The organism is Arthrobacter sp. MYb214, from assembly GCF_002979865.1.
Classification (GTDB): domain Bacteria; phylum Actinomycetota; class Actinomycetes; order Actinomycetales; family Micrococcaceae; genus Glutamicibacter.
Window position 1 is genome coordinate 320506 of the sequence record NZ_PCPZ01000002.1, and the last position, 22572, is coordinate 343077.

Annotated in this window: 23 protein-coding genes; 16 read left to right on the forward strand and 7 right to left on the reverse strand. The window is 61.7% G+C overall.

Features of this window, described 5'->3' with window-relative positions; translation table 11 throughout:
- Positions 1–9: 9 nt before the first annotated feature.
- Positions 10–711: a hypothetical protein gene (locus CQ012_RS07170; RefSeq protein WP_105657135.1), complete on the forward strand. Its 702-nt coding sequence runs from the start codon at positions 10–12 to the stop codon at positions 709–711.
- 79 nt (positions 712–790) lie between these two features.
- Here the strand turns inward: CQ012_RS07170 and CQ012_RS07175 are convergent, their stop codons facing one another.
- Both CQ012_RS07175 and CQ012_RS07180 read right to left on the reverse strand, forming a co-directional pair.
- Entirely contained in the window at positions 791–1009 is a 219-nt protein-coding gene (locus CQ012_RS07175) for an acyl-CoA carboxylase subunit epsilon (protein WP_105657136.1), read from the reverse strand.
- A 52-nt stretch (positions 1010–1061) separates the two neighbouring features.
- On the reverse strand, positions 1062–2672 hold the full coding sequence (locus CQ012_RS07180; protein WP_105657137.1) for an acyl-CoA carboxylase subunit beta: 1611 nt from the start codon (positions 2670–2672) through the stop codon (positions 1062–1064).
- Positions 2673–2867: 195 nt separating this feature from the next.
- Here CQ012_RS07180 and CQ012_RS07185 point away from each other — a divergent pair, with 195 nt between their 5' ends.
- The 7 genes from CQ012_RS07185 (at position 2868) to CQ012_RS07215 (ending at position 10575) form a co-directional block, all read left to right on the forward strand.
- Positions 2868–3725: an SDR family oxidoreductase gene (locus CQ012_RS07185; RefSeq protein ID WP_105657138.1), complete on the forward strand. Its 858-nt coding sequence runs from the start codon at positions 2868–2870 to the stop codon at positions 3723–3725.
- Positions 3726–3782: 57 nt separating this feature from the next.
- Entirely contained in the window at positions 3783–4649 is an 867-nt protein-coding gene (locus CQ012_RS07190; RefSeq protein WP_105657139.1) for a biotin--[acetyl-CoA-carboxylase] ligase, read from the forward strand.
- Positions 4650–4735: 86 nt separating this feature from the next.
- Entirely contained in the window at positions 4736–5284 is a 549-nt protein-coding gene (locus CQ012_RS07195; protein WP_105657140.1) for a hypothetical protein, read from the forward strand.
- Positions 5281–6492 (forward strand): adenylate/guanylate cyclase domain-containing protein, encoded by a 1212-nt coding sequence (locus tag CQ012_RS07200; protein ID WP_105657141.1) that lies wholly within the window; start codon positions 5281–5283, stop codon positions 6490–6492. Before CQ012_RS07195 ends, CQ012_RS07200 begins: the two co-directional genes overlap by 4 nt.
- Positions 6492–7448 carry a PP2C family protein-serine/threonine phosphatase gene (locus CQ012_RS07205; protein ID WP_105657142.1) on the forward strand — a complete coding sequence of 319 codons (957 nt, stop codon included), beginning with the start codon at positions 6492–6494 and terminating at the stop codon, positions 7446–7448. Before CQ012_RS07200 ends, CQ012_RS07205 begins: the two co-directional genes overlap by 1 nt.
- A 47-nt stretch (positions 7449–7495) precedes the next feature.
- Positions 7496–9772: an NAD-dependent DNA ligase LigA gene (gene ligA, locus CQ012_RS07210; RefSeq protein WP_286134146.1), complete on the forward strand. Its 2277-nt coding sequence runs from the start codon at positions 7496–7498 to the stop codon at positions 9770–9772.
- A gap of 2 nt (positions 9773–9774) precedes the next feature.
- Positions 9775–10575 carry an inositol monophosphatase family protein gene (locus CQ012_RS07215; RefSeq protein ID WP_105657144.1) on the forward strand — a complete coding sequence of 267 codons (801 nt, stop codon included), beginning with the start codon at positions 9775–9777 and terminating at the stop codon, positions 10573–10575.
- Here CQ012_RS07215 and CQ012_RS07220 read toward each other — a convergent pair.
- Positions 10572–11129: a hypothetical protein gene (locus tag CQ012_RS07220; protein ID WP_105661756.1), complete on the reverse strand. Its 558-nt coding sequence runs from the start codon at positions 11127–11129 to the stop codon at positions 10572–10574. The two genes, CQ012_RS07215 and CQ012_RS07220, sit on opposite strands and share 4 nt — an antisense overlap.
- 197 nt (positions 11130–11326) lie before the next feature.
- Between CQ012_RS07220 and CQ012_RS07225 the strand changes: the two genes are divergently transcribed.
- The gene (locus tag CQ012_RS07225; RefSeq protein WP_105657146.1) at positions 11327–11560 is read left to right on the forward strand and encodes a hypothetical protein; all 234 of its coding nucleotides are present in this window, start codon (positions 11327–11329) and stop codon (positions 11558–11560) included.
- Between the two features lie 9 nt (positions 11561–11569).
- Here the strand turns inward: CQ012_RS07225 and CQ012_RS07230 are convergent, their stop codons facing one another.
- From CQ012_RS07230 to CQ012_RS07240, 3 genes are all read right to left on the reverse strand, one after another.
- Positions 11570–12019: an SRPBCC family protein gene (locus tag CQ012_RS07230; RefSeq protein ID WP_105657147.1), complete on the reverse strand. Its 450-nt coding sequence runs from the start codon at positions 12017–12019 to the stop codon at positions 11570–11572.
- 28 nt (positions 12020–12047) lie between these two features.
- Positions 12048–12854 carry a glucosamine-6-phosphate deaminase gene (locus CQ012_RS07235; RefSeq protein ID WP_105657148.1) on the reverse strand — a complete coding sequence of 269 codons (807 nt, stop codon included), beginning with the start codon at positions 12852–12854 and terminating at the stop codon, positions 12048–12050.
- 69 nt (positions 12855–12923) lie between these two features.
- Entirely contained in the window at positions 12924–14054 is a 1131-nt protein-coding gene (locus tag CQ012_RS07240; RefSeq protein ID WP_181148822.1) for an ROK family transcriptional regulator, read from the reverse strand.
- Positions 14055–14246: 192 nt separating this feature from the next.
- Between CQ012_RS07240 and CQ012_RS07245 the strand changes: the two genes are divergently transcribed.
- Both CQ012_RS07245 and CQ012_RS07250 read left to right on the forward strand, forming a co-directional pair.
- Positions 14247–14807 (forward strand): GNAT family N-acetyltransferase, encoded by a 561-nt coding sequence (locus CQ012_RS07245; RefSeq protein WP_105657150.1) that lies wholly within the window; start codon positions 14247–14249, stop codon positions 14805–14807.
- 63 nt (positions 14808–14870) lie between these two features.
- Positions 14871–16784, forward strand: a complete 1914-nt coding sequence (locus tag CQ012_RS07250; protein WP_105657151.1) for a penicillin-binding transpeptidase domain-containing protein — start codon at positions 14871–14873, stop codon at positions 16782–16784.
- Between the two features lie 16 nt (positions 16785–16800).
- Here the strand turns inward: CQ012_RS07250 and CQ012_RS07255 are convergent, their stop codons facing one another.
- Positions 16801–17400: a GNAT family N-acetyltransferase gene (locus CQ012_RS07255; protein WP_181148823.1), complete on the reverse strand. Its 600-nt coding sequence runs from the start codon at positions 17398–17400 to the stop codon at positions 16801–16803.
- 85 nt (positions 17401–17485) lie between these two features.
- On the opposite strand from CQ012_RS07255, the gene CQ012_RS07260 reads away from it, so the two are divergent.
- The 5 genes from CQ012_RS07260 (at position 17486) to CQ012_RS07280 (ending at position 22552) form a co-directional block, all read left to right on the forward strand.
- Entirely contained in the window at positions 17486–18037 is a 552-nt protein-coding gene (locus CQ012_RS07260; RefSeq protein WP_105657153.1) for a maltokinase N-terminal cap-like domain-containing protein, read from the forward strand.
- Between the two features lie 84 nt (positions 18038–18121).
- Positions 18122–18418 (forward strand): Asp-tRNA(Asn)/Glu-tRNA(Gln) amidotransferase subunit GatC, encoded by a 297-nt coding sequence (gene gatC, locus CQ012_RS07265; RefSeq protein ID WP_038989805.1) that lies wholly within the window; start codon positions 18122–18124, stop codon positions 18416–18418.
- Between the two features lie 5 nt (positions 18419–18423).
- Complete coding sequence (gatA, locus tag CQ012_RS07270) at positions 18424–19962, forward strand: Asp-tRNA(Asn)/Glu-tRNA(Gln) amidotransferase subunit GatA (protein WP_483561464.1); 1539 nt, start codon at positions 18424–18426, stop codon at positions 19960–19962.
- Positions 19963–19967: 5 nt separating this feature from the next.
- On the forward strand, positions 19968–21476 hold the full coding sequence (gatB, locus tag CQ012_RS07275; protein ID WP_105657155.1) for an Asp-tRNA(Asn)/Glu-tRNA(Gln) amidotransferase subunit GatB: 1509 nt from the start codon (positions 19968–19970) through the stop codon (positions 21474–21476).
- A 143-nt stretch (positions 21477–21619) separates the two neighbouring features.
- Positions 21620–22552: a hypothetical protein gene (locus tag CQ012_RS07280; protein ID WP_146112253.1), complete on the forward strand. Its 933-nt coding sequence runs from the start codon at positions 21620–21622 to the stop codon at positions 22550–22552.
- Positions 22553–22572 lie beyond the last annotated feature (20 nt).

Below are 22572 nucleotides of genomic sequence, written 5' to 3' on the forward strand. Positions count from 1 at the left end.
GCAAGAGAGATGAGTGAAGTAACTATCGAGTACTGCGGACAGTATTATCCTGTCCAAGACGCCAAGCCCTTCACCATCGGCCGAGAAGGCGATCTGGCCATCGACGACAATCCCTACTTGCACCGGCACTTCTTGACGATTACCAAGCAAAGCGGGCTGTGGTGGCTTAATAACGTCGGTAGCCGGCTGACCGCGACGATTGCTGACCGTACCGGCGGACTGCAGGCCTGGCTCTCGCCGGAATCGAGCCTGCCCCTGGTGCTGAACCGGGTGGGCGTGGTTTTCACCGCCGGTCCCACCACCTACGAGCTATCGATTCATGTTGCGCAGCCGGCATTCCGGCAGGCCTACATGGACTACGACGCTTCGGGCGAGACCACCATTGGCCCGGTGCTGCTGACCAGTGCCCAGCGGGCCTTGGTCGTTGTCCTGGCTGAGCCGATGCTGCGCCGTGAAGGCACTGGCTTGAGTTCAATTCCCACAAGTGCCGTTGCCGCCGCCCGGCTGGGGTGGGGAATTACGAAGTTCAATCGCAAACTCGATAACGTCTGCGACAAATTGGACAAGGCCGGCGTGGCCGGGCTGCGCGGGGGGCCTGGAAAATTGGCCACCAACCGCAGGGCGCGACTGGTGGAACACGCTGTGAGTTCGCATCTGGTGACTCGTGCAGACCTAGCCATCTTGGACTTCGAAGTTCCCGACGAAGACTAGGATGCCAGCGGCGCTGCACAGAGCAATGGCCCGGAAAATTCCGCTAGGGAACGTTCCGGGCCATCGCTTTCAGCAGGCCTTAGCGCCGGCCAATAGTCCAGCCCAAACGCGGGGCCAGCGCCCGGCGCCTGCGGATCCGGGCTACACGCTTCTTGGGCTCTGCGGCTTCTGGTGCAGGAGCCGGAGTATTGCCCATGGCAGCGAGCAGCGCGGTAACTACCGCCACTTCCTCGTCACTGGGGTTTCCCTTGGTGACGCGGATCTGCGGGGCAACAGGCAACGCAGCGTTCTGTTCCATGGGAGTGCTCCTTATTGGTTTTAGCTGGTACTAGGCGGGCAGGCACTGCTGCTTACAGCGGGATGTTGCCGTGCTTCTTCGGCGGCAGGCTAACGTGCTTCTCGCGCAGTGCGCGCAGGCCGCGAACCAGCTGGAAGCGGGTCTCGCTCGGGGCGATGACCGCATCCACGTAGCCCAGCTCCGCCGCCTGGTAGGGGTTGAGCAGTTCGGCCTCGTAGTCGTCGATAATCTGCTTGCGGCGTGCCTCGACGTCTCCGCCTTCGGCTTCCACTGCGGCCAGATCGCGGCGGTAGAGGATGTTCACTGCGCCCTGGGCACCCATCACGCCGATTTGCGCGGTAGGCCAAGCCAGGTTCAGGTCCGCGCCCAGCTTCTTCGAACCCATCACGATGTACGCTCCGCCGTAGGCCTTGCGGGTGATCACGGTCAGCTTCGGCACCGTGGCCTCGGCGTAGGCGTAGAGCAGCTTCGCACCGCGGCGGATGATGCCCTGGAATTCCTGGTCCTTGCCCGGCAGGAAGCCTGGCACGTCCACGAAGGTGAGGATCGGGATGTTGAAGGCGTCGCAGTTGCGCACGAAGCGGGCAGCTTTTTCCGAGGCGGCGATATCCAAGGTGCCAGCGAACTGCATTGGCTGGTTGGCGACGATGCCCACGGTGCGCCCTTCGATGCGGGCGTAGCCAATCATCACGTTCGGTGCATACAGCGACTGCATTTCAAAGAAATGCTCGTCGTCGACAACCGACTCGATGACCGTGCGCATGTCATAAGGCTGGTTGGCGGAGTCCGGGATGAGCGTATCGAGCTCCAGGTCCTCGGCAGTGATATCCAGCTCTTCATCGAATTCGGCAATCAGCGGATCCGAGAGGTTGGACGACGGGAGGAAGTCCAGCAGTTCCTTGCAGAACTCCACGGCGTCTTCTTCATCGGACGCAAGATAGGTGGCGGTACCGGTATTGGCGTTGTGCTGGCGGGCGCCGCCCAGGGTTTCCATGTCGATTTCCTCGCCGGTAACCGTCTTGATGACGTCCGGACCGGTGATGAACATGTGGCTGGTCTTGTCGACCATGATCACGTAGTCGGTCAGTGCAGGGGAGTACGCTGCACCACCGGCCGATGGGCCCATGATCAGCGAGATCTGCGGGACAACGCCCGAGGCATGGACATTGTTGCGGAAGATGTCGGCGAACATGGCCAGGGAAGCGACGCCTTCTTGGATGCGGGCACCTCCGCCATCCAGGATGCCGACAACTGGGCAGCCGTTGCGCAGCGCAAATTCCTGGACCTTGACGATTTTCTCGCCATTGACCTGGGACAGGGAGCCGCCGTAGACGGTGAAGTCCTGGGAGTAGACAGCCACCAGGCGGCCATCGACGGTGCCGTAGCCGGAGACCAGCCCATCGCCTAATGGCTTCTTCTTCTCCATGCCGAAGGCGGTGGAGCGGTGGACTGCGAGGGCGTCGAACTCAACGAAGGAATCCTCGTCCATGAGCATTTCAATGCGTTCGCGGGCAGTGTGCTTGCCGCGGGAGTGCTGCTTTTCAATCGCTGCTTCGCCACTTGGCGCTTTAGAGAGCTTCTGGCGGCGGCGGAACTCAGCAAGCTTTCCGGCGGTGGTGGACAGGTCGATTGACTCGGCTGCCTCGGTTCTGCCCTGCGTCATGCCTTCGACTCCCTCGAGTTGTCTTCAATGTGTAGGAATGGCACAAGAAAAATGCCAACTAAGCCAGTCTAGCTGGGCAAACAGCTCATTTGTTTGTAGGAATCTTACAAAATGGCCCGATATCTGGTGCGTGGCACGCCAGAATAAGTTACTGAACAGTAGCTTAGTGGGGGATCATCGCGTAATCTATATCACATGACTAGTGAATCGCGCACTCTTATCGCACCTGTTCCCGGGAACCTGGAAAACCGCACCATCCTGATGAGCGGCGGTAGCCGCGGCATCGGCCTGGCTATCGCCCTGGCCGCAGCCAGGCTGGGGGCCAACGTGGTCCTGCTGTCCAAGACCGATACGCCGCATCCGGCACTGGAAGGGACCATCCATACCGCCGTTGCGCAAATCGAAGAAGCAGGTGGCAAGGGCCTGGCCGTAGTTGGCGATGTCCGCGTGGACGCCGATGTGCAGCGCGCGGTGGAAGAGGCGGTTGCAAAGTTCGGCGGCATCGACATTGTGGTCAACAACGCCTCGGCCATCAACCTGGCCAAGACCGATCAGCTTGATATGAAGCGCTACGACCTGATGCAGGACATCAACGTCCGCGGCACTTTCCTGCTCTCAAAGTCCGCGCTCCCGTACCTGCGCGCCTCCGAGCATGCCCATGTACTCACCCTCTCCCCGCCATTGAACCTGGAACCGAAGTGGGCTGGACGGCATTTGGCCTACACCATGGCCAAATACGGCATGTCGCTGACCACCCTTGGCCTGGCCGAAGAGCTGAAGGACGATGGCGTCGGCGTGAACTCGCTCTGGCCCGAAACCCTGATCGATACCGCAGCCATCCGGAACCTGCCAGGCGGACAGGAAATGGTTCAGGGAGCGCGCGACGCTTCGGTCGTGGCAGATGCCGCCATGGCCATTCTTGCCAGCCCGCCGGCCGGAGTCAGCGGAAACTTCTTCACGGATGGACAGGTGCTGACGCTGGCTGGGGAGACGGACCTGGAGAAGTACACCTTGAACCCCGAAGTCCCGCTGGTTGAAGACATCTTCCTCTAGGCAGATGACGAGGCAGGACTAAGCGTAATCATCGGCCGGTGCCATAGGGTTGGAGGTATGGAAAACCCGCATGGCACCGACCGCGCAATTCTCGATTCCCGGCTCTTCACCGAGCTCACCGCCCAGCTGGAATTGGGGCTGGTTAATATCAAGCCAACCTCCGGTTCAACCAATACCGAGTTGGCGCAACTGGCTGGCAATGGGGATGCCGGCCACCTCAGCGTGTACTTCACGGAGCACCAGCAGGCAGGCAAAGGGCGTTTGGGCCGTGAATGGGTAACTCCGGCAGGATCCTCCCTGACCGTCAGTGTCTTGGCGGTGCCGGGTCCCAGCTTCCCTGCCGAATCCCTGTCTTGGTACACCATGCTTGCGGCCTTGGCCTGGAGCCGAGCCGCCGAGAATATCGGCGGCGTTCCCTTGGGCATCAAATGGCCCAACGATTTGTTGGCCGGAGAGCAGAAAGTCTGCGGCATACTGGCGCAAATGGTTCCAACTGGCAACGGCTACGGGGTAGTGGTTGGCACCGGAATCAACGTGAACCAGAACCGGGACGAGCTTCCGGTGCCCACCGCGACGTCCCTGCGTTTGGCTGGCGCCCAGAACTTGGACCGCACCGAACTGCTGGCTGAGTACCTGAAGCAATTCGCAGCACTGGATCAGGGTTTCCGCCGGGTCGGCGGCTTTGCGCAGATGCCGTTGCCGGGAAATAATGGAAAATCTTTGCGCCAGCTCGTCAGCGACAAGCTGGCCACACTGGGACATGAAGTGCGTGTGGAATTCCCCGATGGATCCACGCTAGTTGGCAACGCGGTCGAGTTGGGCGCAGACGGCTCACTGGTTCTGGAATATGGAACCGGGCAGCGGAAGCACGTGATGGCAGGGGACGTGCACCACGTACGGCGCGCCGACGGAAAGTATGCCTAACCAGACTTGGGTCTTGGCCCGGGACTATTATTGGAGATGATGACCGAAACACGGAGTCGAGAACAGGAGGGGCGAGGAACAACACGATGAAGTTGCCGCTGCATGAAAGGGAACGAGTGATTATCAAAACTCGTGAACATTCGCGAGTGCTGCGCCAGCCCGTGGGAGCCTTCCTCGTATTGACTGCCGTGTGCACCTTCTCGTTGGGCTATCTCTCCCGGGACGATCTCTCGGACTGGCTAGCTGGCAACGCGAATGTGTGGATGGTCGTTTCGGTGGTTCTCTGGGCCGCACTGGTGCTGATCTGGAGCGTGATTCCCTGGGCCCGGTGGCTACGCAGCCAAATCGTCTTGACCACCGAGCGGATCATGTTCCGGCCCACATACAACGATGGCAAGCTGCAATCTGTAGGATTATTTACAGTTCGCGACCTCGTCGCGCACAGCAAGGCGAAGAACACCATGACGCGTGCGGGAACCTTGGATATCGTGCTGAACCAGGGATACGTGAGACTCTCACATGTCCCCTCGGTACCGTATTTCCGTTCCCTGGCAATGGAGGCGATGGCGAACCTGCGCAGCAACCAGAATGCGGTGCATACCGAAACGACGAACAGTGAGGGCATGGGGGCATGAGCACCGAGCACACCAACACACCCCGAGCAGACTCTCCGCAGTCCGCCGCCGAGGCTGTCCGCGGCGCCCGCCAGCACCCCCCTGTGGCCACACCGGCCGAGTCGGATCCAATTTTCGAACTTGCGCAGGCCATGGAAGGCCCCTTGCGCATTCCGGCCCACACCCCCGACGCTGTCCGCGACACCGTCGCTTCGCTGGAAAGGCGGCTCATCGGCGGCCAACGCGAATTCCGTCGCCGCGAGGTCGCTTCCGAGGCCGGTGTTTCCCTGCACTCCGCGCGCAAGCTCTGGCGCGCCATCGGCTTCCCTGAACTCAGCGATGATGAAGTGTTCTTCACCCAGGCCGACAAGGAAGCCCTGGGCACCATGGTGGGGATGGTCCGCGAAGGCAAGCTGACCGAAGAAACCGCCATTTCCCTGATGCGTTCGGTTGGCCAGATGACTGACCGCATGGTGGTGTGGCAGATCGAAGCACTGGTTGAGGACATGATCGCCAACCAGAACATGTCGGACCGCCAGGCGCGCCGCCAGCTTTTCGGCCTGCTGCCCGAAATCATTCCAGCGATTGAAGACCTGCTGCTCTACTCATGGCGCCGCCAGCTGAACTCTGCCGTGCACCGCATGGCATTGCGGGTGGAAACCGGAGTGGCTGCCTACAACCAAGACCGTGGCGACGAAGATGGCGGCACCCCGCTGCCGCTGGCCCGTGCGGTGGGCTTTGCCGACCTGGTCTCCTACACTTCGCTGTCGCGCCGCATGAACGAGCGCACCCTGGCCCAGCTGGTGCAGCGCTTCGAAGCCAAATGCGCCGAGGTCATTTCCGTGGGCGGTGGCCGCCTGGTCAAGACCATTGGCGATGAAGTGCTCTACGTGGCCGAAACCCCGCAGGCTGGCGCCGAGATTGCGCTGTCCCTGTCGCGCGAGCTGGCCAAGGACGAGCTCTTCCCGCAAACCCGCGGCGCGGTGGTCTGGGGCCGGCTGCTCTCACGCCTGGGTGATATCTATGGTCCTACGGTGAACATGGCGGCTCGGCTGACCTCGCTGGCGGAACCGGGCACCGTGCTGACCGACGCGATTACCGCAAACACGTTGCGCAATGACGCACGCTTTGTGCTCACCGCCCAGGAAATCACCGCGGTGCGCGGCTTTGGAGACATTCAACCCTATGAGCTCTCCGCAGGCGAGGGAGCAGGACTGGTGATCGACTAATGGCTAAAGAACCAGCACCGGTACCGTTCATCCTCGCCGCGGCAGGGCTGACGGACGTGGGCCGGAAACGAACGCAAAACCAGGACCGCATCCTGATGCATGACATCGTGTATGCGGTAGCCGACGGCATGGGCGGTCACGAAGCTGGCGAGGTGGCCAGCCAGCTTGCGGTGGAAACGATGCAGGAAATCTGCACCTTCGCCAATAAGACGTCGGTTCGGAAACTGCCATCCGTGCCGGATGTCCAGCGCCAGGTGCAACTGGCTGATGACCGCATTCGCGAAGCGCTTGAATCACGTGGCGGCACTACCTTGTGCGCATTGGTGCAGATCAAGACCCCCGGCAAAGGCCGGGACAATGTGACCGCTCCACTGGCCGCGGTGCCGCCCTGGACCTCAAGTTTCGCGATGACGCAGAACACTGATGTCATCTCCAAGATCACTCCGCAAATGCTGGAGAACCACCGCGCCAGTTTGGCTCCAGCTACCGAGCCGATCCCGGTGGTCGCCGATGAAATCCCGAGCTTGTTGCTGGTCAACGTGGGGGACTCGCGCGGATACCGGTTGCGTGATGGCGCCCTGCAGCAGCTGACCCGTGACCACTCGGCCGTGCAGGAAATGGTGGATGCCGGGCAGATCACCGAGTTGGAAGCCCGCAATCATCCGCACCGGAATCTGATTACCCGTGCGCTTGGCGCCGGCGCCGAAAGCCAGCCGGATCTCACCGTCTTGCAGCCACGCATCGGCGACCGCTACATGCTGTGCAGCGACGGGCTCTCGGGCGAACTGACCGAAGACATCTTGCAGACCTTGCTGGTGAACTACAAGGACCGCACCGAAGCGGCCCGGATTCTCACCGGGGCCGCACTGGAAGCTGGCGGCCGGGACAACATCGCGGTGATTGTCCTTGATGTGCTGGCAGCCGAGTCCGCGCAAATTGACGCACCTGGGAACTAGGGCTCCAAGCCAGCTAAACTGTCCGCCGGTGGGGCACAATTGAATACGTGAGTGAAAAAGACGTAACACCAGTTGAGGCCACCAACGTTCCGCCAGAAGCTGACAAGTCCCGCTATGAACAGCTGGTCGAGCAGATCCGTGCCCACCGCGAGGCGTACTACCAAAACGATGCTCCTCTGGTCTCCGACGCGCAATACGATGCGTTGTTCCATGAGCTCCAGCTGCTCGAGGCAACCTATCCCATCCTGGCTGGACAGGATTCGCCCACGCAGGAAGTCGGCGGCGAAGTTTCCGCCGCCTTCGCATCGGTCACCCACGCAAGCCGCATGTACTCGCTGGAAGACGTTTTCTCACTTGATGAACTCGAAGCGTGGCTCGAACGTGCCCAGGTCAATGCCGAACGCCTGCACCCGCAAACCCCGGTCAAGTGGCTGTGCGAAGTCAAAATCGATGGCCTGGCACTGAACCTGACCTACCGCCAGGGCAAGCTGGTGCGTGCAGCTACCCGCGGCGACGGCACCACCGGTGAAGACGTTACCCACAATGCGCTGACCATCGGCGACATCCCGCAGGAGTTGTCCGGCACCGGCTGGCCCGAAGAATTCGAAGTCCGCGGCGAAGTTTTCATTGCCACCGATGACTTCAACAAGTTCAACGAAGCGTTGATTGCCCAGGGCAAGGCGCCCCTGGCCAACCCGCGCAACGCGGCCGCCGGGTCCTTGCGCCAGAAAGACCCGGAACAGACTGCTAAGCGCCCGCTGCGCATGTTCGTGCACGGACTGGGCCGCAGCCGCGATTTCAACCTTGCTGAACAGTCCCAGGCTTACGAGCTGATGCGCAACTGGGGTCTTCCGGTTTCGCCCTACGGCCGCGTTGTCGGCAGCCGCCAGGAAGCCAAGGACTACATTGCCGAGCACGGCGAGAAGCGCCACGACTTGATCCATGACATCGATGGCATCGTCATCAAGGTCGATGACCTGGCCACCCAGGAACAGCTGGGCTACACCTCGCGTGTTCCACGCTGGGCTGTCGCCTACAAGTACCCGCCAGAAGAAGTGCACACCAAGCTGCTGGACATCCAGGTCCAGGTGGGGCGCACCGGCCGCGTGACGCCTTTCGGCGTGATGGAACCGGTCCTCGTCGCTGGCTCCACCGTTGCCCGCGCGACCCTGCACAACCAGGAAGTCGTCAAGGCGAAGAACGTCAAGATTGGCGACACCATTATCCTGCGCAAGGCGGGAGACGTCATCCCTGAAATTGTTGGCCCGGTGCTGCCACTGCGTGACGGCAACGAAGACCTGCGTGATTTCGTCATGCCTGTCGAATGCCCATCCTGCGGGCAGCCACTGGCGCCGGCCAAGGAAGGCGATGTGGACATTCGTTGCCTCAACGCTGAATCCTGCCCGGCCCAGCTCACCGAACGCGTGGCCTACCTCGGCGGACGCAGCGCCCTTGATATCGAGGCACTGGGCTACGAAGCAGCGGCGGCCCTGACCAGCGGTCCGGGCGAGGACCCTGCCACCCAGGGCGGCATCATTCTGCCTGCTGGCCCCGGCCCGCTGAAAAACGAAGCCGAACTGTTCAACCTCAAGGACATGCTCGACGAGCTTGGCGAGGTGAAGGTATGGCGGGAAAAGCGTTCCAAGGGGGAGGGCACCGGCATTTTCGAGCTCGTCCCGTACTTCTACTCCAAGGCCACCGCCAAGAAGCCGTCAGAACCAACCAAGAGCACCATGAAGCTGCTCGATGAGCTGGAAAAGGCCAAGGGCAACCCGCTGTGGCGCGTGCTGGTGGCACTGTCCATCCGCCACGTTGGCCCGAACGCTTCGCGGGCCATTGCCACCCGCTACGGCTCCATGGATGCCCTGCTCGAGGTCCTTGACTCGGGCAACGCCGAGGCTGAACTGAGCGAAATCGATTCCGTCGGATCAATCATTGCCGACGCGCTGGTGGACTGGTTCAAGGTGGATTGGCACCGTGAAATTGTCTCCTCCTGGCAGGCCGCTGGGGTGAAGATGGAAGACGAGCAAGATGCGAACATCACCAAGAACCTCGAAGGCTTGGCCATTGTGGTGACCGGTACCTTGGAACACTATTCCCGCGATACCGCCAAGGAAGCGATCATTGTCCGTGGCGGCAAGGCCACCGGCAGCGTTTCGAAGAAGACGGACTTCCTGGTGGCCGGCGAAGCCGCAGGGTCAAAGCTGGACAAAGCCCAGTCCCTGGGTGTTCCGGTACTGGACGAAACCGGATTCGGCGTCCTGCTTGAACAGGGCCCAGACGCAGCGCGCGAGGTAGCCCTCGCCGCACTAACGGAAGGCTAGAAATGGACCGCGCAGTGACTCATGATCCGCTGGTAATGGTTGCCCGCCGGGCCGCCGCCGCCGGCGCCGAAGTACTCAACCGCCGCGATGAATCGCAGTTCAACCTCACCGACAAATCGGCGGCCGGGGACTGGGTGACCGACTTCGACCGTGCCGCCGAGGAAGCAATTCGCGCGGCCATCCTGACCTCCCGGCCCAACGACGAACTGACCGGCGAGGAATATCCAAGTGCCAAGCCTGCGAACCCGAGCGGCTTGCGCTGGAGCATTGATCCGCTGGATGGCACCACGAACTTCGTGCGCAACATCGCCTATTACTGCTCCTCGGTGGGCGTCTGCCAACGCAATGAGGATGGCAGCGAGACCTGGGTAGCCGCGGCCATCGTCGCCCCTGCATTGCAGGTGGAATACTTCGCCGGAAAGGGATTGGGTGCATGGAAGCTTGATCTGCGATCCGGGAAGCTCACACAGCTCACCGGGCCGGCCGAATCCGAGACCAGGATCCTGGCAACTGGCTTCGGCTATGATTCCCAGCGCCGCCAGTTCCAGGCCCAAGTGCTCGGGCAGATGCTCCAGGACTACGTCAATGTGCGCCGACTCGGCTCGGCCGCGCTGGACCTGTGCCTGGTGGCCGAGGGGTCTTTGGACGCCTACGCCGAATATGGCACCCAGGAGTATGACTGGGCTGCCGGCGCGCTGATTGCGGAGGAAGCCGGATGCCAGGTAGGCCGGCCCAGCAGCAACCCGGGCTGGCAGTACGCCGGATTGGTGGATCCAGCCAAGCTCGCGGAGCCTAGCGCCTAGGGAAGCAAAGCTGCTATCCACTGATGCGCGTAATGGATGGCGATGCCCACAGCTACACCGCCGCACACCTGTGCGGCGGTGTGCTGGTAGCTGCGGATCCGGGCCCAGGAAAGCACCGCAAGGAAGAACACCACTAGCGGCATCAGCTCGGCCTGCTGTCCCGCCACCTGCAAAACAACGTAGGTGCCCACAGCCAGGTGCACCGAGACCTTCCACCACAAATTGATCACGGCAACAAGCGCCAATCCAAGCAGGATGCTGAGCACTTCGAGAAAGATCCCGGAACCGGCATCCATGACCCGCAGCACGAGCAGGCCGCACAGGATCAATCCTGCGGTATAGGCATAGATCCCATGCCGCTGACGCCGGACGGTCACGTGCATATCGGTGACCTTGCCGCGCAGTTTCGCCCCGGCCAGGATCAGCCACGGAATAATCGTGGTGAACAAGGCGGCAACAATCGACTCGGTCCAGCGCACTGAGGAATCCCGCCATGGCGTTGCCAACAGCAACACGGTGGCCAGGATAATGGGGGAGAGCACGTGCGAAACCACTAAGGCGATTTTTCGCACCGCAAGAGGTGAGCTGGCTGTCGAGGTCTGCTGCATCGGGGTCATTGGCCTTGATAGGGGTAGCGGTTTACTGCCGTCGTGGCGACTAATCCACTGTACACGTGGAGCCGTCAATAATTCCCCTCGCAGGCCGACGGCGATGAGCCCTCGGATCCAACTTCCAGTCCCGCACTGCAACCGTGTACTCCGTCATCTTGGAGCGGGGCGAAGCCATATTGGATCAAGGCCCGGATCTGAAAATCCCGGTTAACGCCGACGGTTCGTTCACCCACGTGCTTCCGGTGGATGCCAGTGAATTGCCCAGCCCGATGGCCGTCATCGTCCAGGCGCAGCCGCAGACCGGAGAATGCGGGGAATCCGACTCCTGCGCGGTGCGCCAGTGGGCTGTGGTCATCGAGCCACAGGACCGCTAGCGAGCAGGATTAGCCTTGCGCGTTGACCAGGTAGTCGTTGCGGATCCGGATGAGCTTGGGCAGGTACCAGCCAAGCACGAGCCGCTCGGCTAGCCAGCCCAAGGGACCCATTGGAGCGCTGAAGCGGATCTTGTCCACCATCAACGTCCCCTGGTCCGACTCGTAGAATTCATGGACGTGGTGGAAGGACTTGAAAGGCCCTCGCTCCTGCTGGTCGGTGAACGTGTGCGGGGCATCCAGGTCGGAAATCCTCGAGGTCATCCGGAAGGGGATGCCGAAATGCTTGGCACGCCAGGTGACCTGCTCGCCTAATCCGATAGTGCCGCTGGTAACCCCCGCCACGGCCTTTTCCTGCGAATCGGCCATTGAACCGGCGTGCGCGTCGATGCTGAGCGATTTCTCGAAGAGGTCGGCACGTGAAGCACCGCAAAGCGTAACGCATTCAAAGTAGACGGCCATGGCTTCAGTATGCCATTGACTGGGCGGTTTAGCTGACCACGAGGTCTACGACGGTCAGTTCCTCAGCCGCGTCATCGTAGTATTCACGCAGTTTCAGCCCCTTGGCTGCCGCTTCATCAACTACTACCACTGCATCCTGGTGCAGCTGCAGGACGGATGCCGGGCAGGAAGCTGACAGCGGCCCTTCTACGGCAGCGGCAATGGCTTGGGCCTTGCCCGCGCCTACAGCCACCAGGACCAAGCGGCCGGCGTCAAGAATAGTACCTAGTCCCTGGGTGACGCAGTGGGTGGGAACGTGCTCGATGCCGTCGAAGAACCGGGCGTTGTCTTCACGGGTATTGGCCGCGAGGCGCTTGATGCGGGTGCGGCTTCGCAGCGCGCTGCCTGGTTCGTTGAAGCCCAGATGCCCATTGGATCCGATGCCCAGAATCTGTACGTGGATGCCACCGGCCTGGGCGATGGCGTCATCGTACGCCCGGGCCGCCGTCTCGATGGCTTCCACGGATGCGGCCATGCCCTGCGGTACATGCAGGCAGCGGGCAGGCAAGCCGATGACATTGCAGACCTCGTTGATCAGCGTCTGGCGGTAGGACTGTTCGTGGGTGTCCGGGATCCCGATGTACTCATCCAAGGCGAAACCCTGGGTATCGGTGAAATCGGCACGGCCTTCCTGGACCGCACGGGAAAGTTCACGGTATAGGCCCAACGGAGACGAACCTGTGGCAAGCCCCAAATTCGAGGGGGCTCCAGCGCTGTGGTGGGCCAGGCCGGCCAACACGTTGTCGGCAGCGATGCGTGCAACTTCTTCAGGGGATGAACCAATGAGCACTCGCATGGTGGGCACTCTCCGATCTTGGCAGTGATGATTAGTGGAATACAGGTATGGAGAAACCGGGCGGCCCCGCTAGGTGATCCCCAGTTCATGGAATAGCACGTTGACCGCGCAACCTCGGAGCACCAGATGCTCTGGATCTTCGCTCAGCGAAAGCCGGAAGTTCTCGGCGCGTGCCGTATGCGAGCGCAGGGCCAGTGCTTCGCGTAGCGCTTGCGCGAGAGGCTGATCCACGACTTCCGGGGTCCCGGTGAAAATGACATCGCGAATGTCGAGTACCGAAAGAAGCGGGGCAAGTGCGCCAGCAAGATACGCGGCGATCCGCTGATCCAGCTGTTCCTTTGGTTCCCCCTCGGCCAGGGACTTCCAGATTGCAGGAACGGAAGCATAGGCTTCCAGGCAGCCGATTTGCCCGCAGCTGCATAAGGCAGTGTCCTGCGCACGCTGGCGGACATGGCCCAGCTCGCCGGCGGCGAAATCCGAGCCGCGCACCAGGGTGTTGTGGGTGATGACGCCGCAGCCTACACCGCGCCCCAGGCGCAGCAAGATCATGTGGTCGCTGCCTTGGCCGAACGTGTGCTCGGAAAGGATGGCGCAGTCGGCGTCATTGAGGACATGAGCGGCCAGGCCGGTAGCCTGCTCGACCGCAGATCGCAGGTCGTAGTCGCGCCATCCGAACTTTTCGGCTGCGAGGACAATTCCCCGATCGGTCACTACACCGGGCGAGCCAATGCCCACGCCCAGAACCGGTGCGTCGCATTCGGCTAGTGCGGTGTCGAGCAGCTCCAGGAGCTGGACCGTCGCGGCTTCACCGGTTGCTTCGCGTGCCTGGGCAGAAAACTTCTTGAGGATGGCGCCATCCAGGTCCATGATGGCCGCCCGGAACGGGACAACGCCGGATAAGTCCACGCCGATGATCCTGAGCCCCGGGCGATTCAAATCGACGAGGGTGGAGGGCTTGCCGGGGCGTTTTTGCTCTTGCTGCCCGGTCTCAATGACGTGCGAGCGGTTGATCAATTCCGCGACCAGTTCCGAGACGGTGACACGTGTCAGGCCGGTAGCGCGTGCCAGATCGGCACGGCTCGAAGCGCCTTGGTCCGAAAGTGTTTGCAGAACCAGAGAGAGGTTGTGCTCCCTCCCATGGGAGGGCAAAATAGCGCTGCCGTGCGACAGCACATTCCAGTCCTTGCGTGGGGAAGTCACAGGGTTAGTTAACTCCATTAACAAACTTGCGGGCAAGTTTTTCTCCAAGTTATTCGCAAGGCACTATTTCCCACCGCGAATCACTGCAGATCAGAGAAGAATTGCTCAGCAAAAATTTCAGCCAGAGCATCATTTGCCTTGGGCTCGGTGACGTGCAGAAACCCCCTGAGCTCGTGGCACACTTGGAGCATCATGACTGACACGCAAACTTTTTCAACCAGCATTGGCGACTTGTCGATTGAACTGGCTGCTCCCGAGCACTACCAGCGTGTGGGGGAGCTGACCGCAGAGTCCTATTTTGCCGCTGGGCATTTCGACAGCCCGGATAACGAGTACCTGGACTTCGTGCGCAAGGTGGCCGAGCGTGCAGCCCAGACCGAAATCTACGTGGTGCGCCGGGAAGAAGAGATCATCGGTTCCATGACCTTGATCCGGGCGGGCAGCGACTATGCGGACATTGCCAGAGCGGACGAGCTGGAAATCCGCATGCTCAGCGTTGATCCGGCCGCGCAGCGCAGGGGTGTTGGCCGGAGCATGGTGCAGGCCGCCATCGAGCGCGCCCGGCTCATTCCCGGAATCAATGCCGTCTCCCTGACTACCGGCAGCAGCTGGGATTCTGCCCGGGCACTGTATGAATCCCTCGGATTCGTCCACTATCCCGAACGCGACTGGTTTGTGCCGAACACCGATATCGAATTGGTTGTCTACGCCTATAGCCTGCAGCCAAGATGGATTCAGCCTGGATCCAGGTGAACCGCCCATGACTTCGGCGGACACACGTTGTGGTCTGTCCGAGCGCGTGAATAGAATGGCGCCATGAGTGCTATTCGCCGAAGTGTTGCCGCCCTGTCCGTTGCGTCCCTGGCCATGGGCGCACTAAGTGCCTGCAGCGCTGGCGCGCCAGACCCGGCGCCTTCGGCCGATGCACTGGTATCCGCCATGAATAGCGGCGATTTCGGCTCAGTGCAATTCGCTGGGACCAGCCCGAAAGATGCAGCGAAAGCCCAGGAAACTGCCTTTGGCACCATGGGCGAAATCAAGCACACGAGCACCGTTCGTTCGGTGGCCGAAGACGAAGAAGAGCAAGATGGGGTCAAGACAGCTACCGCGAGCATCACCACGGTATGGGATATCGACAAGTCGGACAAGGATCTGAGCTACGACACCCAGGCTGTGTGGGAATTCGACAAGGAATCCGATTCCTGGAAACTGCGCTTTGACCCGTCAATTCTTGCCCCTGAGTTCGAAACCGGCGACTACCTCAAAGCGGCCTTCGACCCTGCAGCACGAGGCAGCATCACCGATGCAGAAGGCGAAAGCATTGTCTCCAATCGGCCGGTGATTCGTGTTGGCATGGATAAGACCCACACCGGAAAAGAAAACTGGGAAAGCTCGGCGAAGAAACTGGCCAAGCTCGTGGACATCGATGAACAGGCCTATGTGCAACGAGTGATGGCCGCTGGCGACAAAGCCTGGGTGGAAGCAATTGTCTTGCGCGACGACGCAACGCGGGAAGTCACCGACGAGGAAATCAAGGGCATTCCGGGTGCCGGCTTCCACAACGACGAGCTGCCCTTGGCACCCACTCGCTCCTTCGCCCGCCCGCTGCTAGGCAGCGTTGGCAAGGCCACCGCCGAGAATATCGAGAAGTCTGAAGGCAAGGTCAAGGCCGGTGACCAGGTAGGCCAATCAGGATTGCAAGCCGCCTACAATGACACCCTCGCGGGAACTGCAGGAGTCTCGGTATCGCAGTACAACGCTGAAGATGAAGCGGTAGCGGAACTGATCACCACAGCCCCGGTAGCAGGCAAGGATCTGAAGACCACTTTGGACACCGGACTGCAGGAAACCGCGGATGAACTGCTGGCCGAAGCCGAATCGAACTCTGCCATCGTGGTCATTCGGCCCTCTGACGGCAGCGTCCTCGCGGCCTCCTCGGGCCCGGTTTCTTCCGGGCTGAACACCTCCTTGCAAGCTTCCTATGCACCGGGTTCTTCCTTCAAGGTCGTGAGCGCCTTGGCGATGCTGCGTGACGGAGCGACACCGGGCACCGAGGTCAAGTGCCCGGCAACCACGGTGGTGGATGGCAAGAGCTTCAAGAACTATGACGGCTATCCTGCTGCCGCCGTAGGCACCATCCCGCTATCCGAAGCAATCGCGCAGTCATGCAACACGGTCTTTGTGAATCAGGGAACGGAAATTGGCGGCAAGAACCTGGCTGAAGCCGCGGCTGCTCTCGGCTTGCTGGCAGAGGACGGAACCGGTGCCGGCGCAGTGTTCGGTTCGGTGCCCGAAGATTCTGAAGGCACCACCCAGGCCGCGAACATGATTGGCCAGGGCGTGGTGGAAGCATCGCCACTGGGCATGGCCACCGTGATGGCATCGATCCAGGCGAAGTCCACGGTGCAGCCCAAGCTGATCCTGGCGCCAGAACCCCAGGCACCTGCCAAGCCGGCTTCCACGCTGAGCGAAGAGGAAGCAGGGCAGCTGTCCACCATGATGGCCGAGGTCGTGGACCACGGAACCCTGGAGGACCTGAAGGCAGTAGGCAGCGGAAAGATCATCGGCAAGAGCGGCACCGCCGAATACGACGGCGAAAAGAACGCGCATGCCTGGGCCATCGCCGCCCAAGGCGATCTGGCGGTTGCCGCGTTCGTCGAGGATGGAGACGGCGGAGCCCAGACGGCGGGACCGCTGGTGAAGTCCATGCTGGAGGAAGCGGCCAAATAGTAGCGCGGGGTGCTGCTCAGCCCCGCTGGGCGAAGTATTCGCCGGCGAGCAGGCTCAGCTGCACCTGGTCGTGGAATACGCCATTGTGGAAGTACACCTCGCGTTGGCGCCCCTCCTGGGTATACCCGGCTTTCTCATAAGCCCGGATGGCCCGCTGGTTGAAGGCGGCAACGCACAGGCTAATCCGGTGCAGTCCCAACTCGCGGAAACCATAGCCGGACATCAACGCGGTGGCACGGGTGCCGAAACCCTGGCCGACGAAGTCCGGGCCGATCATCACCGCCATTTCAGCGGCGCGATGGGGCAACTGGCCGCCATGCAGCGTGATGTGCCCGATGAAGGTTCCGCTGCCGCGCTCGAAGATGCTGAAGCCGGCATCGCCGGAAGAGGGCTTGTTCTCGCTCCACTGTGCGAATATTTCCACGAGCGGAGCCCCGGGACGCGGTTTGATGGTTCGTTGCTGGAGCACCGCCCAGGCCGGGTCGTTCCACCACCCGGCCATGACCGAGAAGTCCTCGTGCTCGGACTCGCGCAGTTCAATGGCGGCATCCCGCAGCAGGTTCTGCCCGTACTGCTGCGCCTGCTGAACTTCATCCCATGGCTCATGTGTGTGCATGAAACCATCGTAGGAGCTATCGGCTGGCCAAAGAACCGTTGCGCTAACACTTGTGCCTAATACCAGCAATTGACAGACTAAGCTCATGGGAATCGTCTACAACACCACCATGTCTCCAACTAAGACCGAGTTGGTGGCAGCCTGGCTGGCCAAGCAGGAGTTCTACACCGGCCAGGGCGCGCCGAAACTTGAAAGTGTTGGCGGATTCCGTCTGGAAGACCCGCAGGGTGAAGTCGGTATCGAGCTGAGCTTCTACGCTGACCACAGCGATACCTCTGACGTGATTTACCACGTTCCGCTGACCTATCGGGATGCCCCGGTTGACGGTGCGGAACGCTACCTCCTGGGAAGGAGCGAGCACGCGATTCTGGGCACCCGCTTTGTCTATGACGCCGCCGGCGACCCCATTTTCATCGCCCAGGCACGTGAACTGCTGGCCGGAAATGCCACGCCGCAGCACCGGTCCGAGTCCTTTACCGCAGATCCGCGGATCCTGGTCCGCGGCGAGAGTCGGGGCAAAGACGCGGTGATCATCCGCAAACCGGTAGCCGGCGATCCCGCCGAAGCCGGTGTTATCGGGATCTGGGAGAACGCCCTCGGCCAGGACCTGAGCGGTTTGGTATTGCGCACAGCATAACTAATGCCCCGCATATAGGCATTGGGGCAGGCGCGTAAGGGATAGACTTGTCTATGAAACCCAACCGCCATTCTAGGGAGATACATGTCTGCCATCAGCCGTGAGGACGTTGTGCATCTGGCACACCTTGCCCACATCGAGATGAGCGACGCAGAGCTGGACAAAATGACCGGTGAACTCGACGCTATCGTCGGTGCCATCGCGTCCGTCAGCGAAGTCGCCGCCTCCGACGTCCCAGCCACCAGCCACCCGATCCCGCTGACCAACGTGTTGCGCGAAGATACGGTGGGGCAGACGCTGAGCATTGAAGAAGTTCTGCTCAACGCGCCTGATTCGGACTCGGACCGCTTCAAGGTCCCGGCTATTCTGGATGGTGAATAATCCAAGTGAACGAACTGATTAAGCTTTCCGCCACCGAGCTGGCCGCCAAGCTGCGCGCCGGCGAAGCCACCTCCGTTCAAGCAGTCCAGGCCCACCTGGACCGCATCGCCGAGGTTGACGGCGCACTGAATGCCTTCCTGCACGTGAACGCCGAAGAAGCGCTCGCCGTCGCAGCCGAAGTTGACGCCATCCGTGCCGCCGGCGGCGCGCAGGCCGAAGCCCTGCACCCGCTGGCCGGCGTGCCCATCGCGATCAAGGACCTGATCGTCACCAAGGGCCAGCCGACCACCGCCGCATCGAAGATGCTCGAAGGCTGGATGAGCCCCTACGACGCGACCGTGATCGAGAAGATCCGCGCTGCCAAGCTGCCGATGCTGGGCAAGACCAACTTGGATGAATTCGCCATGGGTTCCTCCACCGAGCACTCCGCCTACGGCGTGACCCGCAACCCGTGGAACCTGAACCGCATTCCGGGCGGGTCCGGCGGCGGCTCGGCCGCAGCCGTGGCCTCCTTCGAAGCTCCGCTGGCACTGGGCACCGACACCGGCGGCTCCATCCGCCAGCCAGGCGCCGTCACCGGTACCGTCGGCGTGAAACCGACCTACGGTGCCGTCTCACGCTACGGCGCGATCGCCATGGCCTCCTCGCTGGACCAGATCGGCCCGGTCTCCCGTACCGTGCTGGACTCGGCCTACCTGCAGGAACTGATCGGCGGGCACGATCCCAAGGATTCCACCTCGCTGCCCAACCCGCTCGAAGGCCTGGTTGCCGCCGCTGAATCCGGCGCCACCGGGGACATCAAGGGCCTGCGCATTGGCGTCATCAAGGAACTGACCGGCGAAGGCTACCAGGAGGGTGTCCAAGCACGCTTCAACGAGTCGCTGGAACTGCTCAAGGCCGCCGGTGCAGAAATCGTCGAGGTTTCCTGCCCGAACTTCAAGTACGCGCTGGGCGCCTACTACCTGATCATGCCGTCGGAAGTTTCCTCCAACCTGGCCAAGTTCGATGGTGTGCGCTACGGCCACCGCGTGCTTCCGGAAGAGAGCCCGATGACCATCGAGCGCGTCATGGGCTCCACCCGTGCCGCCGGCTTCGGCGACGAGGTCAAGCGCCGCATCATCCTGGGCACCTACGCCCTGTCCGCCGGCTACTACGACGCCTACTACGGCTCGGCGCAGAAGGTCCGCACGCTGATCCAGCGCGACTTCGAGGCCGCTTTCGAGCAGGCCGACGTGCTGGTTTCCCCCACCGCGCCGACCGTCGCCTTCGAGCTGGGCGCGAACGACAACGACCCGCTGGCCATGTACCTCAACGACGTGGCCACCATCCCGGCCAACCTCGCTGGCGTTCCGGGCATCACCGTCCCGGGCGGCCTGTCCGAGAACCTGCCGGTAGGCATCCAGTTCCTGGCCCCGGCCTACGAGGATGCCCGCTTGTACCGTGCCGGCGCAGCACTGGAAACCCTGCTCGAGAAGCAGTGGGGCCACTCGCTGATCTCGCAGGCACCAGCCATTGACACCGCTTCGATCGCGCAGGAGGCCTAGGCACCATGAGCAACTACACCGATGAACTGGTCGACTTCGATACGGCACTGGATCGCTACGACCCGGTCCTGGGCTTCGAGGTCCACGTCGAGCTGAACACCAAGACCAAGATGTTCTCCGACGCGCCGAACGCTTTCGGCGATGCCCCGAACACCAACGTCACCCCGGTAGACCTGGGCCTGCCCGGCGTGCTGCCGGTGGTCAACAAGACCGCCGTGGAGTACTCCATCCTGATCGGCCTGGCACTGAACTGCCAGATCGCGCAGAAGTGCGGCTTCGCCCGCAAGAACTACTTCTACCCGGATACCCCGAAGAACTTCCAGACCTCCCAGTACGATGATCCGATTGCCTTCGACGGCTACCTGGACATCGAGCTGGAAGACGGCGAAGTCTTCCGCGTCGAGATCGAACGCGCCCACATGGAAGAAGATGCCGGCAAGCTGACCCACATGGGTGGCGCTGCCGGGCGCATCCAGGGTGCGGACTACTCGCTGGTTGACTACAACCGTGCTGGTGTTCCGCTGGTGGAGATCGTGACCAAGCCAATTACGGGTGCCGGCAAGCGCGCTCCCGAGCTGGCCAAAGCCTACGTGGCCGCCGTGCGCGAAATCGTGAAGAACCTGGGCGTTTCGGATGCCAAGATGGAACGCGGCAACGTGCGTTGCGATGCCAACGTCTCGCTGATGCCCAAGGGCGCGGAGAAGTTCGGCACCCGTACCGAAACCAAGAACGTGAACTCCCTGCGCGCGGTGGAGCACGCCGTGCACTTCGAGATCGAGCGCCACGCAGCGGTGCTGGATTCCGGGGCGAAGATCGTCCAGGAAACCCGCCACTGGCATGAGGACACCCGTTCGACCACCTCGGGCCGCCCGAAGTCGGATGCCGATGACTACCGCTACTTCCCGGAGCCGGATCTGGTGCCTATCGTCACCACTGCCGAATGGGTCGAAGAGCTGCGCGGCCGCCTGCCGGAACCGCCAGCCGAGCGCCGCAAGCGCCTGAAGGCCGAGTGGGGCTACGCGGACAAGGAATTCCGCGACGTGGTCAACGCCGGTGTGCTCGACGAGATCGAGCAGACCATTGCCGCTGGCGCCAGCGCCGCTGTGGCCCGCAAGTGGTGGATGGGCGAGATCGCCCGCCTGGCCAAGGCCGCGGACAAGGACATCGCCGATCTGGGCGTGAGCGCTGCGACCATCGTTGAGCTGAACTCGCTGATCGAGGCGAAGAAGATCAACGACAAGATCGCCCGCCAGGTGCTGGAATTCGCCATCGCCGGCGAAGGCACCCCAAGCGAAATCGTCGAGAAGCGCAGCTTGGCTGTGGTGAATGACGATGATGCCTTGGGCAAGGCCGTGGATGATGCCATGGCTGCCATGCCTGATGTGGTCGAGAAGATCAAGGGCGGCAAGATGCAGGCCATCGGTGCGCTGATGGGCCCTGTCATGAAGGCCACCCGCGGACAGGCCGACGCCGGCCGCGTGCGCGAAATCGTGATGGAGAAGCTGGGACTCTAGTCCCCGGACTCCAGCCCTGGCGCCAGCCTCGGACTTCCAAGCGTGAAGTCCGAGGCTGGCGTTTTTTAACAAGCATTACACGCAAGCGGTCTTGATGGCACAAGTTTTTATGAGTCGTTTTTATATTCAGTTATCATCTGAACATGGTCAATGCATCTCGTGGAGCAAGAATTTTCAGCACGGTGGCCGCGGTTGGGCTGCTGCTCACTGGGTGCAGCGAACCAGAGCCGGACCTGGAATCCTCAACGCCAACGGTAGTTCCTTCGCCGAGCAAGGAAGAACCTGGGATCGAATCCCTGCGAGATGCGGATCTTGGAAACGCAACCTGGATGGATCCGATGGCGCTCGATGGCAAACCCTCGAAGATCCGTCTTGAGAATTCGAAAGCCAGCGATGAATTCAACAGCTATGAGCTGGGCAAGATCGTCTACGCGGATCTGGATGGCGACGGCGTAGACGATGCCGTCGCATCGTTCATCAGCACGTCCGGCAATGCCTATTGGGAGCACTTCGTTGCCTGGGTTGCGACGGAGGAGGGGCCAGTCCAGGTTCCCGGCGAGATCGCTTATTCGCATAATTGCGGATCCACCGTTGCGAGCGTGGTGCCAGCCACGCAGGGCGTCAAGGTCACTGAGTACCTGCGCAGCGATTTCCAGAATACTGCCTGCGCGGAAAATGGCCCGCTGGAACAGGTTCGAACGGTAGGCGTAAAACAGTATTCCGGCGATGACCAGTACTACCTCGTGCGCACGGACGGTCTTGGAGGCGACGGTGGATACTGCCACCCGGAGGCAAATGGCGACACCATTTCCGTGTCGATCCCCGTCTATTCTGCCCCGAACGCCAAGAGCGAGATGCCTCTGGACGATCAAGAAATGATGGGCTACCTGGCCGGACCGGAAGCCATGGAAAAGGTCACCGACGACGGGCAGTGGATGCTGGGCACGGTGCTGATCAGGGATGGGCAAGCGGTGTCGGGCATGCAGACGCGCTGCGCGTGGATGCCGACGATGAAAAACCCGCTGCATACCGACGGGGAAGCGGTGCTGGGTGAAAACGGCCAGCCGGCTGGATAGGGCGAAGTGGAACCTGCCTG